This window comes from Streptomyces sp. NPDC127098, assembly GCF_042722465.1.
Taxonomy (GTDB): Bacteria; Actinomycetota; Actinomycetes; order Streptomycetales; family Streptomycetaceae; genus Streptomyces; species Streptomyces millisiae.
The window spans coordinates 59,907-73,754 of record NZ_JBHXFJ010000041.1 but is presented as its reverse complement, the minus strand read 5'-3'; the positions used below and the strand labels follow the sequence as shown (position 1 = coordinate 73,754).

The following is a 13,848-nucleotide window of genomic DNA, read 5'->3' as shown; positions in this document are numbered from 1 at the left end:
CGCGGGCCGCGGGGCGGGCCCTGCGCCTGCGGCGGGGGGGGGGCGCCCCGCGCTCCGCGGGGGTTCCCCCCACCCACCCGCCCTCCCGACGCGCTTCGCGCGGAGGCCGACCCCCGGCGCGAAGCGCCGGGGGTGCCGGCGGCGCAGCCGCCTCGGCCCGTGGCGGGCCACATCCGCGCGCGGCGCGCCGGGGGCGCGCCAGGGCCCGGCCGTGTCAGAACTGGCTGTAGCCGTCGAGGAAGGAGCCGATCCGCTTGATCGCCGACCGCAGCTCGTCCGCCGGCGGCAACGTCACGATGCGGAAGTGATCCGGCTCGGGCCAGTTGAACCCGGTCCCGTGCACGATCATGATCTTCTCGGCCCGCAGCAGGTCCAGCACCATCTGCCGGTCGTCCTTGATCTTGTACACCTTCGGGTCGAGCCGCGGGAAGGCGTACAGCGCCCCCTTCGGCTTGACGCACGTCACCCCGGGGATCTCCGTCAGCAGCTCGTACGCGGCGTCCCGCTGCTCCCGCATCCGGCCGCCCGGCAGCACCAGCTGCTCGATCGACTGCCGCCCGAAGAGCGCCGCCGCCACCGTGTGCTGCGCCGGCATGTTGGCGCACAGCCGCATGTTGGCCAGGATCGTCAGGCCCTCGACATAGCTCCTGGCGTGCTCCTTCGGCCCGCACACCGCGAGCCACCCGCAGCGGAAGCCGGCCACCCGGTAGTTCTTCGACAGGCCGTTGAACGTCAGCGTCAGCAGGTCGGGCGCCACGGCCGCCGTCGACGTGTGCGTCGCGCCGTCGTAGAGGATCCGGTCGTAGATCTCGTCGGAGCACACCACGAGCCGGTGCCGCCTGGCGATGTCCGTCAGCCGCTCCAGCATCTCCGTGTCGTACACGGCGCCGGTCGGGTTGTTCGGGTTGATGATCACCAACGCCTTGGTGCGGTCGGTGATCTTCCGCTCCAGGTCGGCCAGGTCCGGCATCCAGTCCGACTGCTCGTCGCACCGGTAGTGCACCGCCGTGCCGCCGGCGAGCGCCACCGACGCCGTCCACAGCGGGTAGTCGGGCGCCGGCACCAGCACCTCGTCGCCGTCGTCGAGCAGCGCCTGCATCGACATCTGGATCAGCTCGGAGACGCCGTTGCCCAGGTAGACGTCCTCGACGGAGAGCTCTATCCCCCTGGTCTGGTAGTGCTGGGTCACCGCGCGCCGCGCGGCCAGCAGGCCCTTGGCGTCGCCGTAGCCGTGCGCCGACGAGACGTTGCGGAGGATGTCCTCCAGGATCTCCGGCGGGCAGTCGAAGCCGAACGCCGCCGGGTTGCCCGTGTTGAGCTTCAGGATGCGGTGGCCCGCCGCCTCCAGCCGCTGCGCCTCGTCGAGAACCGGGCCCCGGATCTCGTAGCAGACGTTGGCGAGCTTGGCCGACTGGATCACCTGCATCATGTTCGCAACCTTACGGCCGTGTAACGCGGCCTGCCCTGTGTTTTCGCCCACGCGGGTGCCCCCGGGGTCATCGCGCTCCGTTGACCCACCGGCTACCCGGTGCTAGGTAGGGTGCGGGGATCCCGGCGGTCAGCCGGGCACGGCCACACCACTCCCACGACCACGGAGTCGCCATGACCAGACCGCTCGACGCGCTCGCCGACGAGATCATCGACTTCCGTTTCAAGGGCCTGCCGCCCGGCGCGACGGGACTGCGGGTCCGCGAGCTGGCCGCCGAGCGGCGCGACCTCTACACCGGTGGCTTCATAACGCCGCTGCTCACCCTCTCCGCCGAGGCCGTCGACCACAACCTGCGCTCCATGCAGCGCTTCGCGTCCCGGCACGGCCTCGACCTCGCCCCGCACGGCAAGACCTCCATGGCGCCCCAGCTCTTCCAGCGCCAACTCGACCACGGCGCCTGGGGCATCACCGTCGCCGTCCCCCACCAGGCCCGGGTGGCACGGGCGTTCGGCGTGCCGCGGATCTTCCTCGCCAACCAGCTCGTCGACCCGGCCGCGCTCGCCTGGCTCGCCGCCGAGCAGGACGACGACAGCGTCTTCCGCTGCGTCTGCTACGTCGACTCCACGCGCGGCGTCGCGCTCATGGACGAGGCGCTGCGCGCCGCGGGCGCCGTCCGACAGGTCGAGGTCGTCGTGGAGCTCGGCGCGCGGGGCGCCCGCAGCGGCGTCCGGGACTTCGCGCAGGCCGCCGAGGTGGCCGACGCGGTCGCCGCCGCCGGCACCCTGCGGCTGGTCGGCGTCGCCGGCTACGAGGGCGAACTGCCAGACCCCGACGCCGAGTCGGTGCGCGAGTGGCTCGGCCTGCTGTGCGCGCTCGCGGTCGAGTTCGACAAGGCGGGCCGGTTCGCCGGGCTGCCGGAGATCATCGTCAGCGCCGGCGGCTCCGCCTGGTTCGACGCCGTCGCCGAGGCGTTCGGCGAACTCCCCGACCTCTCGAGACCGGTGTGCCGGATGCTGCGGTCAGGGGCCTACGTCTCCCACGACGACGGCCGCTACCGCAACGCCACGCCGTTCAACCGGGTGCCGCAGGAAGGCTCGTTGCTGCCCGCCTTCCGGCTCTGGGCCCAGGTCGTCTCCCGCCCCGAGCCCGGGCTCGCGCTGCTCAACGCCGGCAAGCGCGACATCGCCTACGACCTGGGCCTGCCCGAGGTGCAGGCGGTGCGCGGCGCCGACGGCCGGGTGCGCGGCGGCGGCGGGCTCGCCGTCGGCCGCCTCGCCGACCAGCACGCGTTCGTCACCGTGGCCGCCGAGGCCGCGGGACCCGAGGTGGGGGACTGGGTGGCGCTCGGCATGTCCCATCCGTGCACCATCTTCGAGAAGTGGCCGCTGATCCCGCTGGTCGCCGGCGACGGCACCGTCACCGACTACATCCGCACGTTCTTCTGACGGGTGTTCTCCTGACGCGCGTTCTGCCGACGGCCCGCAGTCGATAAGCTGCCGACAGCTGTCCTGGGGGCAAACCACCAAGGGGGGAGCGGCGATGCCGACTGCCATCGCGGTCACCAGCGCCGACCTCGTGCTGCCGCCCACCGACCCGCACACGCCCGGCGCCCACGTGCTGACCCCGCCGGACCGGCAGGAGTTCGCCGCGGCGCTCGAAGAGGCCGGTCAACTCGTCCAGCAGCACGGGTACTACATAGTCGTCTACCCCACCACCACGCCCCGCGCCCACGTCCAACGACTGCACGCGGTGCGGGCCATGCTGGAGACCGACCGGATAGCCCTGCTGCCCAGCGCGCTGCCGCCGCTCGGCACCGCCGTGCTCGTGCGGCAGCTGCGGCAGCTCTCCGTCTGCGACTTCGGGCCCGGGGTGCTCGGCGCCTCCGCCCGCCTGCTCGCCCACTACATCTACGCCGGCGCGCTGCTCGCCTCCGGCAGCCGGCTGGACCGGGTGCCCGTCACGCTCCCCACGGCGGTGGCCGGCGGGCGCCAACCAGGCGGCCAGTGCGCCGTGTTGGCCGGTCCCACCCCGCAACTCGTGCGCGCCGAGGGGGACGTCCCGCTGGCCGGGCCCCAGTTCTCCACCGCCCTCACCTACGCCGCCGGCAACCTGGACAGCGCCTGGGTCACCGGCCGGCTGGCCCGCCAGTGGCAGGTGCAGGCGGTGCGCCCGGTGCCGCTGCCGTCGGACTCCAGCGACTGGTGGGCCACCCCCAAGCTCGTCGAGTTCGCCGCGGCCATCCCCGACGCCTCTCTGCTCTACCAGATGGTCGGCTCCATGCGGCAGGAGATCTGCCACTGGTGCGGCCTGAGCCTGATCGGCGACCGTTGCGCGTTCTGCGCGGCGCCCGTGACGCACCAGGACCGGGCGCCGCGCGCCATAGCGTCGGCCGGTCGCCGAGCCCTGGCGCCCGGGGGCGGATAACCGCCGCCACCGGGGAAACACTTGACGCGAGGCAGCCCGACCGAACCCGTGCCGCAAGACGAGAAGGTAGACACGTTTCATGAACGCTCGCCAGCGACGCGGCATCCTGCTGCTGGTCGTCTCGGTCCTGCTGGCACTCGGCGCCTTCGCCGGCGTGCTCGCGGTGGTCAACGACGTGGAGTCCAGGGTCGGACCCGAGGTCACGACCTACGAGCTGCGCGAGGACGTCGACCCGTACGAGGAGGTGACGGCCGACCAGTTGCGCGAGGTCTCCATGCCCGAGCGCTACATACCGGACACGGCGGTCACCGACCTCGACCAGGTCGAGGGCCAGGTCGCGGTCGGCCCGCTGCGTGAAGGCTCCCTGCTCCAGCGCGACATGCTCTCCGACCGGCCGGAACTCGACCCGGGGCAGCAGGAGATCGCCGTCATGATCGACGCCTCGACCGGCGTGGCCGGCAAGATCTACCCCGGCGCCACCATCAACATGTACGCCGCCTTCCGGGTCCAGGAGCGGAACGGCGAGAGCGAGGAGGACGAGTACGAGATCGTCCGGCTGATGGTCAACAACGCCGAGGTCATCGAGGTCGGCGACCTCACCGAGGTGACGGACGACGACCGCAACTCCACGGAGGCGGTCCCCATCACCTTCGCCCTCGACAACGTGGACGCCCAACGGGTCACCTTCGCCGAGGCGTTCGCCGAGCAGGTGCGGCTCGCGCTGGTCGCGCCCGGGGAGGAGCGGGAGATCCCCGACGAGGAGCGCACGTACACCATCATTGGTGACAACGCGGGAGATCCGCACCTCGATCTCGACGCGCTCTTCCCTTAAGGAAGCAGGTGACCCGATCCGATGACGACGCGCGTTCTGCCCGCGGTGGGTGACCCGGACACCGCCCGTGCCCTGCTCACCCTGCTCAGCCAACTGCCCGACAGCGAGCCGATGCGCTCCGTGCCCGACTCCACCACCCTGCTCGACACCCTGAGCGCCCTCACCCACGACTCGGTCGCCGACCTGCCCGAGGTGGTGGTCCTGCACGAACGGGTGGGCCCGCTGCCGGCGTTGGAGCTGATCAGGGAGGTGGCGCTCCGTTTCCCCGCGGTCGCCGTGGTGCTGGTCTCGGAGAACCCGAGCGCCGGCCTCTACTCGGCGGCCATGGACGCGGGGGCCCGCGGCCTGGCGGGCCTCCCGCTGTCCTACGACGAGTTGGCCGCCCGGATCTCCGCGGCGGCGCACTGGGCGGCCGGCGTCCGGCGCCACCTCGGCGCGGGCGAGGCCGTGGCCACCGGGCCCGGCGGCCGGGTCGTCACGGTCACCGGCGCCAAGGGCGGCGTCGGCGCCACCCTGCTCGCCACCCAGCTGGCGCTCGCCGCACAGAGCTCGGGCACCTACCAGCGCGGCGTGATCCTGGTCGACCTCGACCTGCTCTGCGGGGACGTGGGCTCCTACTTCGACGTGCAGTTCCGCCGCTCGGTCGCCGACCTGGCCGGCATCGCCGACATCACGTCGCAGGTGCTCGGCGAGGCGGTGTTCCCCCACGAGACGGGCCTCGCCCTGCTGATCGCACCCGCCGAGGGCGAGCGCGGCGAGGACGTCACCGAGGCCACCGCCCGCCACCTGTTGTCCGCCGTCCGCGCCCGGTACGACCTGGTGGTCGTCGACTGCGGTTCGCACATGAACGCGGCCAACGCGGCGGCGATCGAGATGTCCGACGCGGCGCTGCTGGTCACCACGCCCGACGTCATCTCGGTGCGCGCCGTCAACCGGATGGTGCGGATGTGGGACCGGCTGCAGATCCGCAAGGCGCAGGACACGCTGACCGTGGTCAACCGGATGGGCCGGGCCAGCGCGATCCAGCCGCAGCTGGTCGCCAGGATCACCGGCACCCAGGTGGCACGCGCCGTGGTCCCGGCCGGCTTCCGCGAACTGCAGGAGGCGCAGGACGCCGGCCGCATCCAGGACCTGGACGCGCGCGGCCAGGTGCGGCGCGCCATGTGGGCGCTGGCGGCGGAGATCGGCCTGACCCCGGCCGACGCCACCCCGGCCGGCGGCCGCCGCAGGGGCAGGCGGCCGTGAACGCGGCCGCCGCGCCGGGCGACCGCGACCGGGGCGCGGTCCTCGTCGAGTTCGCGGGCCTGTTCCCGCTGATCCTGGTGATGCTGGCGGTCATCTGGCAGTGCGTGGTGATCGGCTACACCTTCTCGCTCGCCGGCAACGCCGCCGACGAGGGCGCCCGCGCGGCCGCCGCCGGCGGCGACTGCGCGGAGGCGGCCCTGGAGCACATATCCGGCGCCTGGGACGCCTCCGTCTCCTGCCCGCTCCAGGGCGACGTCCGGCAGGCCGTGGTCGAACTCCGCGTCCCGGTGCTCTTCCCCGGCGCCTTCAGCCTCCCGGTCACGGTCACCGGCCGCGCCGGCGCGATAGAGGAGGGGTAGCCATGCGAAACACTGCGCGGCGGGCGGGTGGGGGAGGCGACCGCGGTGTCACCGCCGTGGAGTTCGCCGGCTGGGTGCCGCTGTTGATCATCGTCGCGCTGGCGGCCATCCAGCTCGGCGTCGCCGGGTACGCCGCCCTCCAGGCGGGGTCCGCGGCCCGCGCGGCCGCGCGGACGGCCGCGCAGGAGGAGATCGCCGACCGGTACGAGGCCAACGGGCGGGCCGCGATCAGCGGGTTCCTCGCCGAGGGCGCCAGCTTCGACCTCTCGGCCTGCGGCGACGAGGCCACCGTCACGGCCTCCGTCCCCGTCCCCTCCGTCCTGCCGTTCATCCAGGACTTCGGCTCGGCCAGCCGAACCGTCACCATGCCCTGCGACTGAGAGCGAGCACGTGCGATGGGCCTGAAGTCCCGCATCACCGCCCCCGAGGAGCCCGCCGCGGCCGGCCCGGGTGACAGCCGGCTGGTCGCGACGTACCGGGCCAAGCTGCTTGAGGAGATCGACCTCGCCGAGATGTCGTCCCTCTCCACGGCCGAGCGCCGCGACCGCCTCGAGCGGGTCCTCGGCCACATCCTCAGCCGCGAGGGCCCCGTGCTCTCCACCCAGCAGCGCACGCTCCTCATCCGCCGCGTCGTGGACGAGGCCCTCGGCCTCGGCATCCTCGAACCGCTCCTCGAGGACGCCTCCATCACCGAGATCATGGTCAACGGCCCCGACCACATCTACGTCGAGCGCTCGGGCCGCGTCGAGCGGCTGCCGCTCCGCTTCGCCTCCGACGAACAGCTGATGCAGACCATCGAACGCATCGTCTCCACCGTCAACCGCCGCGTGGACGAGTCCAACCCGATGGTCGACGCCCGCCTCCCCACCGGCGAGCGCGTCAACGTCATCATCCCGCCGCTCTCCCTCTCCGGCGCCACCCTCACCATCCGCCGCTTCCCCCGCGCCTACACCCTCCCCGAGCTCATCGGCTTCGGCACCCTCGACGAGCACCTGGTGCTGCTGCTCTCGGCCCTGGTCCGCGCCAAGTTCAACGTGATCGTCTCCGGCGGCACGGGCTCCGGGAAGACGACCCTGCTCAACGCCCTCAGCGGCCTCATCCCGGACGGCGAGCGCATCGTCACCGTCGAGGACGCCGCCGAGCTCCAACTCCAGCAGAACCACGTGATCCGCCTGGAGTCCAGGCCGCCCAACATCGAGGGCAAGGGCGAGGTCACCATCCGCGACCTCGTCCGCAACTCCCTCCGCATGCGCCCCGACCGCATCATCGTCGGCGAGGTCCGCGGCGGCGAGACGCTCGACATGCTCCAGGCCATGTCCACGGGACACGACGGCTCCCTCGCCACCGTCCACGCCAACAGCGCCGAGGACGCGCTGATGCGGCTGCAGACCCTGGCGTCCATGTCGGAGCTCCAGGTGCCGTTCGAGGCGCTGCGCGACCAGATCAACAGCGCCGTCGACGTTCTCGTCCAACTGGTGCGCCACCCCGACGGCTCCCGCCGGATCGCCGAGGTCGCGTTCCTCGCCTCGCACGGCCGCGAGCCCTTCCGCATCGCCACCGTCGCCGCGTTCCACGCCGAGCCCATGACGCCGGAGGGCAGGGTGCACGGCAGGTTCACGCACCACCCCGTGCCTCGGGCCGTCGCCGACCGCCTCTACCTGGCCGGCGAACAGATCCCGCAGGCGTTCGGCGTCCACCTCGACGACACCCACCTCGCCACCCGGGAGGCGTACTGATGGAGAGCGGCCTCTCAACCCTGGCCCTCGGCCTCGCCCTGCTCGCGCTGGTGTGCGCCGTCGCCGGGCTGCACGCCTACGCCTCGGGGCGCGCCCAGGCCCGCACCCTGCTCGACCGGCTCGCCGCGCCGCAGGCCGGCGCCGCGGGCGGGGCCGGCGGCGACCAGCCGGCCGCCAGACCGCCGGGCCGCCGGCGCCGCTTCGACGCCCTGGACCGGCGGCTGCGCGACACCGACTTCGGCCGTCGGCTACGACTCAAGCTGCGGGCCACCGGACTCGACCTCACCGTCGGCGAGTACGCGGCCTACGTGCTGGCCGCGGTCGCCGCGCTCTGGCTGATCGGCTCCGCCGTGCTCGCACCGTTCTTCGGCCCGCTGTGCGGCGCCGTCGCGCTCTGGGCCGGCAACGCCTTCCTCAACTGGCAGCGCGCCCGCCGCACCGAACGCTTCATCGGCCAACTCCCCGAACTCGCCCGGCTGATCGCCAACGGCACCGCCGCCGGCCTGGCGATGCGCACCGCCCTCTCCATGGCCGCCGAGGAGATGGAGGATCCGGCCGGCGCCGAACTCGCCATCGTCGCCAACCAGTTGGCCGTCGGCCGGTCGATGGAGGAGGCGCTCGCCGACCTCGGCGACCGGCTGCCGTCCCGCGAGCTCAACGTGCTGGTCACCACCCTGATCCTGGCGAACCGGGCCGGCGGCACCATCGTCGCCTCGCTGCGCAACCTCACCGAGACCCTGGAGGAGCGCAAGGAGACCAGGCGGGAGGTGCGCACCATGCTCGCCGAGATCAACGCGACCGCCGTCACCGTGCCCGCCCTCGGCCTCGGCGCGCTGCTCATGATCAACGCCATGTCGCCCGGCGCGCTCGGCCGGGTCACCGGCAGCGTCGCGGGCCAGATCGCCATGGTCGTCGCGTTCGGCCTCTACATCGTCGGCTTCGTCGTCGTCCGCCGCTTCGGCCGGATCGACGTCTAGGAAGGTGCCAACCCCGTGGTAGGACTGCTCCTCGGCCTCGCGATGGGCGCCGCCGTCCTCGGCATCGTCACGGCCGTCCGCATGCTGCGCTCCGGCGCCACGCTCCCCGCCGACCTGGCCCTGGCGCTGGAGATGGGCTCCACCCGGGTCTCGGCGAGCGGCTCGCTCGTCGACCGGCTCGGCATCCGCCTCGCGCCCCTGGTGCTGCGGCTGATGGGCCGCAAGGCGGTGGACCGCAAGCGTCGGCGCATCGACCAGGCCGGCCACCCGGGCGGCCTGACCATCGACAGGTACGCCGCCAGGCGCGCCGTCTACAGCGTCTTCGGCCTGCTCACCACCCTGCTCTTCCTCGCCGCCGGCTGGCCGGTGTTCGGTCTGTTCTCCGCCGCCTTCGGCCTGTTCGCCGCCGACGCCACCATCTGGCAGGGCATCAGGGAACGCCGCGACGTCATCGACCGCACCCTGCCCGACTTCCTCGACGTCCTGGCCGTCGTCGTCTCCGCGGGACTCGGCTTCCGCCAGGCCCTGGACCGGGTCTCGGCCCGCTACGAGGGGCCCTGGGCCGACGAGATCCGCATCACGCTGCGCCAGATGGACGTGGGCGTCTCCCGCCGCCAGGCGTTCGAGGAGCTGCGCCGGCGCAACGACTCGGAGCCGGTGAACCAGTTCGTCTCGGCGCTCCAGCAGGGCGAGGAACTCGGCTCGCCGATCGCCGAGACACTGATCCAGATCGCCAAGGACATGCGCCGCACCGACGCCCAGAACGCCCGCCGCCGCGCCGCCCGCGCCATCCCGATGGCGACGATGGCGACCCTGGTGTTCATGGTCCCCGCCACCATGATCATCATCGTGACCGGCATGATCCTCGGCTCCGGCACCGACTTCGGGGCGATACTCGACAACCGCTGATGACCGCTGACCGTCGTGTCGAGGTCCTGTTACGAACCCGTTGGACCACCGGGACGCGATCACCACTAACCTGGGACCGAAGGGGGTGTCACTCATGGCCGAAGGTGACCTCGACGTCACATACGCGGATATGCACAGCGCGGGGGACCGCCTGGTGGAGGAGAAGGACGCACTGCTGGACAAGTTCACGCAGCTGCGCACCTACATATCCGACCTCGTCCAGGACGGTTACGTGTCCCGCTCGGCCACGGCGTTCGACCAGAAGTACGACGAGTTCACCAACGGTGCCCGGCAGACCCTCGAGGCGCTCCAGGGGCTCGGCGACTTCCTGCACGGCGCGGCCGACGGCTTCTCCGATCTCGACCAGCAGCTAGAGGAAGGTCTCCGCGGCTAGCCGGCCGGGAGCTAAGGAGCGACGAGCATGGCCGACAAGTGGGCCGACGCGGTCACCATCGAGCGTCAGGGCTTCCGGATATCGGTGCCGGACTCCTGGTGGGAGTTCGACCTGCGCCCCGAGACGCGTGACAACAGCATCCGGCGCATGGTGGACGAGCGGGTGCGCGCCGTCCCCGAGATGGCCGAGCACCGCGAGGTGATCACCTCGTTCCTGCGGCGGCAGGCCCGCCAGGCCTGGGACTCGGGCGCGCAGTACTGCGGCTGCATGGCCCAGAGCTTCGGCGGCGGGCCGCCGATCACCGCCTCGGTGACGGTCTCCCTGGTGGGGGCGCGCACCTCGTCGGGCGAGGTGCTGCCCACCGACCCGGCGGCCATCGTCCGCCAGCTCGGCACCCGGCAGGCCCGCCGCGAGGGCGACGCCTGGCGCGAGGTGAGCACCGTCGACATCCCGGAGGTCGGCACCGCGGCCCGCACCCGCGGCATCGAGGACATCCCGGTCCCCGGCGACACGCGCACCGTCCGGGCCGTCCTGATGCAGACGTTCATCCCGGTCCCCGGCGACGACGGGGCGGTGGCCCTGGTGTCCGGCAGCAGCCAGGTGCTCGACCTGGCCGACTCGTTCTTCGACGTCTTCGACGCCATCACCTCCACCTTCCGTTTCGTCGGCGCTCCGGAAACCAGCGAGTAGGGGGGAACACACCATGGCGGACAGCGGCGAGCGGATGGCCATTCCGCTGACTGAACTCAGCGAATTCGGCCCGCAGTTGCGCAGCGTCAAGGAGTACATGAACCGCACGGGCGACACGTTCGACCAGTACAACGACTCGTTCGGCGACGACCGGATCGTGGACGCCCTCGACGACTTCGTCAGCGGCTGGAAGGACGGCCGCGGCGACATCAGCGAACAGCTCGAAGGACTTGCCGAGATGGCCGACACGGTGATCCGCACCGTCGGCGAGTTCGAGACCGACCTGGAGAGCTCGCTGAGCGAGAGCGGCGGAGACGGTGGCAACGGCGGTGGCCAGCAGGCGGTCTGAGTTTCGCCACACCACGCGACGGGCACATTGCTCGGCACCGCCGCACCGCACGGCACGACGCCGGGCGACGCCGTTCGTTCACCGGGTCTCCCTGCCCAAGTCGCGCTCGGTGTGGCACAGTCAGTGCCGACATGTGTACGGGTTCGCCCGCTGGGAGGGGGTCGGGCATGGTGCGCCGCACCGTCAAGAGCACGCCACCTGGGCAGAGTTGCCCCCCGCCCCCCATACCCCAGGCCGCCGCTCCGCAGTACCGTGTGGACCGGAGGGGCAGGAGCCCGAGGAACCCGGCTGCGCCGACACCAGCCGGAAGAGAGGGACGCCATGAGCAGGCTGCTGCAGTGGGGACGCGCCATCGCGGAACGGACACAGGGCCGTTACACGGACCGCGGCGCGGGGTTCGTGGAGTACGCGGGGCTGCTGCTGCTCATCGCCGGGATCGTCGTCGTGGTCTTGAGCCTTGGGCTCGACCAGCAGATCGGCAACTTCATCCAGACGCAGGTCAATCGGGTACTGGGGGGCTGAACGCCCGGCCGTCCGGTGGCGACCGGGGGGCGGTGTTCCCGCTCTACGTCGCGCTGATCACCGGTCTGCTGACGATCGCACTGGTCTTCTTCGTCTTCGCCCAAGCCGCCGTGCTCCGCAGCGGTGGACAGTCGGCAGCCGACGCCGCGGCCCTCGCGGCGACGACGGAGGCGCGTGACCGGCTCTACGAACGCTTCCTCGACGCCATCGAGGACGAGGGGGAGGACGAGGAGGCGCTCGACGACATCCTGTCCGGGGAGGACTTCGAAACGGGATCCGCCTGTGGCGCCGCCGCGAGCCTGGCCGCCAGGAACGACGCAGCGGTCGACTCCTGCGATGTGCACCAGACCGGCTACCTGGTGGACGTGACCACCACGGACACGCTCGGCGACACGGTGATCCCTGGCACCGGAGGCAGCAGGGCGGCCGCCACGGGACGTGCCGTCATCGAGGGCCTGTGCCGGACCACCACGAAGGAGGCCGATCGCATCGAACTCGAATGCGAGGAGCGTCGCTGGGAGTTCGACCCGGGGAACGAGGACGAACGGCCCGAAGCGCGCGACCTGTTCCGGGTCTATCTAGAAGACTGACCACCGACACGCTGACGCATGAAGGACCGGCGCCCAATGGATCTCCGTGATAGCAAGTCCCGTCTGATTCTTATCGTGGTGGCGCTCGGCGCCGCGCTGGTGATCGCCGTGGCCAGCTGTGGCGGCGGCGGGGGCGACGAAGAGGAGAGCGCCTCGCCTGGTGACGAGACCACGGAGACCACGCCGAGCGACGACGGCGAGTCCGGCGAGGGCGAGGAGGCCGACGCGGAGGAGGTCCAACCGCTCGCCGAGGTGAGCGGGCAGAACAACGAGACGCTGACGGTCACTCGAGCCGAGCGCGAGGCCGGAGGGTTCCTGACCGTCGAGGGCACCCTGCACAACGGTGGCGACGAGACCCTGTTCGACCTCTTCTGGGCCGGCTCCGAGAACGAGTTGGTGGAGAACGGCTTCTCCATGGCCGGCGCCACCGTGGTCGCGCACGAGGAAGGCAAGCGGTACCTGATCCTCCGGGACACCACCGGCAGGTGCCTGTGCACCGGATTCGGGAACGGCATCGAAGCCGGCGCCACCGTCCCCTGGTACGCGCAGTTCCCAGCACCCGACCAGGGCACGACCCAGGTCGACTTCCAGGTCGCCGACCTGCCCCCGGCCACCATCGAGATCCGTTGAGCGGAGCTGGCTGATGACGAACCGAGCACACCACTCAGGCCGTGTCGCCGTGGTCACGCTGACCGGGGCCGCCGTGTTGGTCTTCGGAACGCCCGCGGTGGCGGACGAGGGCGACGACGGTGTCGAGCAGCCACCGGGCTACGAGGCCCCCGCCACTCCGGAGGTCGACCCGGAAGCGGCCGGGCTGATGTTGGCCGACGGTGCCACCCTTGCCGAACCTCGTGTCCTGGACGTCAAGTTCATTACCGAGGACCTCGGCACCGGTGAGAACACCACAGAGACCCCCACCGAGACGCCGGACGCGACCCCGGACCCGGAGGAGAGCCCTGAGGACACCGGCGGTGGCGAGGAGCCCAACGGCGGAGGAGGCGGCCAACGCGAGGAACAGACAGGGGGTACCCACAAGTTCACGCTGCAGACGGACGTCCTCTTCGCCGAGAACAGCGCTGACCTCTCCTCCGCGGCGGAGGAGGCGCTGCTCGAGGTGGCCGCCGCCATCGAGGAGTACCAGCCGGCCCGGGTCAACATCTTCGGCTTCACCGACGACCAGGGTGACTACGACTACGGCCTGGCGCTCTCCGAGGACCGCGCCCGCAACACCCAGCAGGTGCTGCTGGGGCTGATCGAGGACCCGTCCGGCATAGAGTTCAACGTCCGCGGCTACAGCGAGGACTACCCGCTGTACGACAACGCCACCGAGGACGGCCGGCAGCGCAACCGGCGGGTCGAGATCTCCTGGCCCACCACGGAGTGAAGCCCCGG

The 13,848-nt window shown here is 71.9% G+C and carries 17 protein-coding genes; 16 read left to right on the top strand and 1 reads right to left on the bottom strand.

The genetic code is table 11. The features are described 5' to 3' along the window. Window positions 1-214: 214 nt before the first annotated feature. Complete coding sequence (locus ACFWI8_RS23930) at window positions 215-1,426, bottom strand: pyridoxal phosphate-dependent aminotransferase (protein ID WP_387094986.1); 1,212 nt, start codon at window positions 1,424-1,426, stop codon at window positions 215-217. 176 nt (window positions 1,427-1,602) lie between these two features. On the opposite strand from ACFWI8_RS23930, the gene ACFWI8_RS23925 reads away from it, so the two are divergent. From ACFWI8_RS23925 to ACFWI8_RS23850, 16 genes are all read left to right on the top strand, one after another. Next, on the top strand, window positions 1,603-2,874 hold the full coding sequence (locus ACFWI8_RS23925; protein ID WP_387094981.1) for an alanine racemase: 1,272 nt from the start codon (window positions 1,603-1,605) through the stop codon (window positions 2,872-2,874). 94 nt (window positions 2,875-2,968) lie between these two features. Then, a complete protein-coding gene (locus ACFWI8_RS23920; protein ID WP_387094980.1) occupies window positions 2,969-3,853 on the top strand; it encodes a hypothetical protein in 885 nt (294 codons plus the stop codon). A gap of 79 nt (window positions 3,854-3,932) precedes the next feature. Then, complete coding sequence (cpaB, locus tag ACFWI8_RS23915; RefSeq protein ID WP_311601154.1) at window positions 3,933-4,685, top strand: Flp pilus assembly protein CpaB; 753 nt, start codon at window positions 3,933-3,935, stop codon at window positions 4,683-4,685. 21 nt (window positions 4,686-4,706) lie between these two features. Continuing rightward, window positions 4,707-5,930 carry a CpaE family protein gene (locus ACFWI8_RS23910; protein ID WP_387094978.1) on the top strand — a complete coding sequence of 408 codons (1,224 nt, stop codon included), beginning with the start codon at window positions 4,707-4,709 and terminating at the stop codon, window positions 5,928-5,930. Beyond that, on the top strand, window positions 5,927-6,289 hold the full coding sequence (locus ACFWI8_RS23905; RefSeq protein WP_387094977.1) for a TadE/TadG family type IV pilus assembly protein: 363 nt from the start codon (window positions 5,927-5,929) through the stop codon (window positions 6,287-6,289). The genes ACFWI8_RS23910 and ACFWI8_RS23905 overlap by 4 nt, the downstream gene beginning before the upstream one ends. Before the next feature lie 2 nt (window positions 6,290-6,291). Continuing rightward, window positions 6,292-6,669: a TadE/TadG family type IV pilus assembly protein gene (locus ACFWI8_RS23900; protein ID WP_387094975.1), complete on the top strand. Its 378-nt coding sequence runs from the start codon at window positions 6,292-6,294 to the stop codon at window positions 6,667-6,669. Window positions 6,670-6,684: 15 nt separating this feature from the next. Then, window positions 6,685-8,025, top strand: a complete 1,341-nt coding sequence (locus ACFWI8_RS23895) for a CpaF family protein (protein ID WP_387094974.1) — start codon at window positions 6,685-6,687, stop codon at window positions 8,023-8,025. Then, complete coding sequence (locus ACFWI8_RS23890) at window positions 8,025-9,002, top strand: type II secretion system F family protein (protein WP_387094972.1); 978 nt, start codon at window positions 8,025-8,027, stop codon at window positions 9,000-9,002. The genes ACFWI8_RS23895 and ACFWI8_RS23890 overlap by 1 nt, the downstream gene beginning before the upstream one ends. A 15-nt stretch (window positions 9,003-9,017) precedes the next feature. After that, complete coding sequence (locus ACFWI8_RS23885; RefSeq protein WP_387094971.1) at window positions 9,018-9,911, top strand: DUF5936 domain-containing protein; 894 nt, start codon at window positions 9,018-9,020, stop codon at window positions 9,909-9,911. A gap of 94 nt (window positions 9,912-10,005) precedes the next feature. Beyond that, entirely contained in the window at window positions 10,006-10,305 is a 300-nt protein-coding gene (locus tag ACFWI8_RS23880) for a WXG100 family type VII secretion target (RefSeq protein ID WP_311601163.1), read from the top strand. Between the two features lie 27 nt (window positions 10,306-10,332). Then, window positions 10,333-10,995, top strand: a complete 663-nt coding sequence (locus ACFWI8_RS23875) for a hypothetical protein (protein WP_387094969.1) — start codon at window positions 10,333-10,335, stop codon at window positions 10,993-10,995. 13 nt (window positions 10,996-11,008) lie between these two features. Beyond that, window positions 11,009-11,344, top strand: coding sequence for a hypothetical protein (locus tag ACFWI8_RS23870; protein ID WP_387094967.1), 336 nt, complete (start codon window positions 11,009-11,011; stop codon window positions 11,342-11,344). A gap of 321 nt (window positions 11,345-11,665) precedes the next feature. Next, window positions 11,666-11,866, top strand: a complete 201-nt coding sequence (locus ACFWI8_RS23865) for a hypothetical protein (RefSeq protein ID WP_387094965.1) — start codon at window positions 11,666-11,668, stop codon at window positions 11,864-11,866. Between the two features lie 32 nt (window positions 11,867-11,898). Beyond that, on the top strand, window positions 11,899-12,456 hold the full coding sequence (locus ACFWI8_RS23860) for a hypothetical protein (protein WP_387094963.1): 558 nt from the start codon (window positions 11,899-11,901) through the stop codon (window positions 12,454-12,456). A 36-nt stretch (window positions 12,457-12,492) separates the two neighbouring features. Continuing rightward, the gene (locus tag ACFWI8_RS23855; protein ID WP_387094961.1) at window positions 12,493-13,086 is read left to right on the top strand and encodes a hypothetical protein; all 594 of its coding nucleotides are present in this window, start codon (window positions 12,493-12,495) and stop codon (window positions 13,084-13,086) included. 13 nt (window positions 13,087-13,099) lie between these two features. After that, the gene (locus tag ACFWI8_RS23850) at window positions 13,100-13,840 is read left to right on the top strand and encodes an OmpA family protein (RefSeq protein ID WP_387094960.1); all 741 of its coding nucleotides are present in this window, start codon (window positions 13,100-13,102) and stop codon (window positions 13,838-13,840) included. The last annotated feature ends 8 nt before the right edge of the window (window positions 13,841-13,848 follow it).

Coding starts and splice junctions, on each gene's coding strand:
- ACFWI8_RS23895 (WP_387094974.1), top strand. CDS start 6,685: ATGGGCCTGAAGTCCCGCATCACCGCCCCCGAGGAGCCCGCCGCGGCC.
- ACFWI8_RS23890 (WP_387094972.1), top strand. CDS start 8,025: ATGGAGAGCGGCCTCTCAACCCTGGCCCTCGGCCTCGCCCTGCTCGCG.
- ACFWI8_RS23925 (WP_387094981.1), top strand. CDS start 1,603: ATGACCAGACCGCTCGACGCGCTCGCCGACGAGATCATCGACTTCCGT.
- ACFWI8_RS23900 (WP_387094975.1), top strand. CDS start 6,292: ATGCGAAACACTGCGCGGCGGGCGGGTGGGGGAGGCGACCGCGGTGTC.
- ACFWI8_RS23865 (WP_387094965.1), top strand. CDS start 11,666: ATGAGCAGGCTGCTGCAGTGGGGACGCGCCATCGCGGAACGGACACAG.
- cpaB (WP_311601154.1), top strand. CDS start 3,933: ATGAACGCTCGCCAGCGACGCGGCATCCTGCTGCTGGTCGTCTCGGTC.
- ACFWI8_RS23910 (WP_387094978.1), top strand. CDS start 4,707: ATGACGACGCGCGTTCTGCCCGCGGTGGGTGACCCGGACACCGCCCGT.
- ACFWI8_RS23870 (WP_387094967.1), top strand. CDS start 11,009: ATGGCGGACAGCGGCGAGCGGATGGCCATTCCGCTGACTGAACTCAGC.
- ACFWI8_RS23850 (WP_387094960.1), top strand. CDS start 13,100: ATGACGAACCGAGCACACCACTCAGGCCGTGTCGCCGTGGTCACGCTG.
- ACFWI8_RS23880 (WP_311601163.1), top strand. CDS start 10,006: ATGGCCGAAGGTGACCTCGACGTCACATACGCGGATATGCACAGCGCG.
- ACFWI8_RS23920 (WP_387094980.1), top strand. CDS start 2,969: ATGCCGACTGCCATCGCGGTCACCAGCGCCGACCTCGTGCTGCCGCCC.
- ACFWI8_RS23930 (WP_387094986.1), bottom strand. CDS start 1,426: ATGCAGGTGATCCAGTCGGCCAAGCTCGCCAACGTCTGCTACGAGATC.
- ACFWI8_RS23855 (WP_387094961.1), top strand. CDS start 12,493: ATGGATCTCCGTGATAGCAAGTCCCGTCTGATTCTTATCGTGGTGGCG.
- ACFWI8_RS23875 (WP_387094969.1), top strand. CDS start 10,333: ATGGCCGACAAGTGGGCCGACGCGGTCACCATCGAGCGTCAGGGCTTC.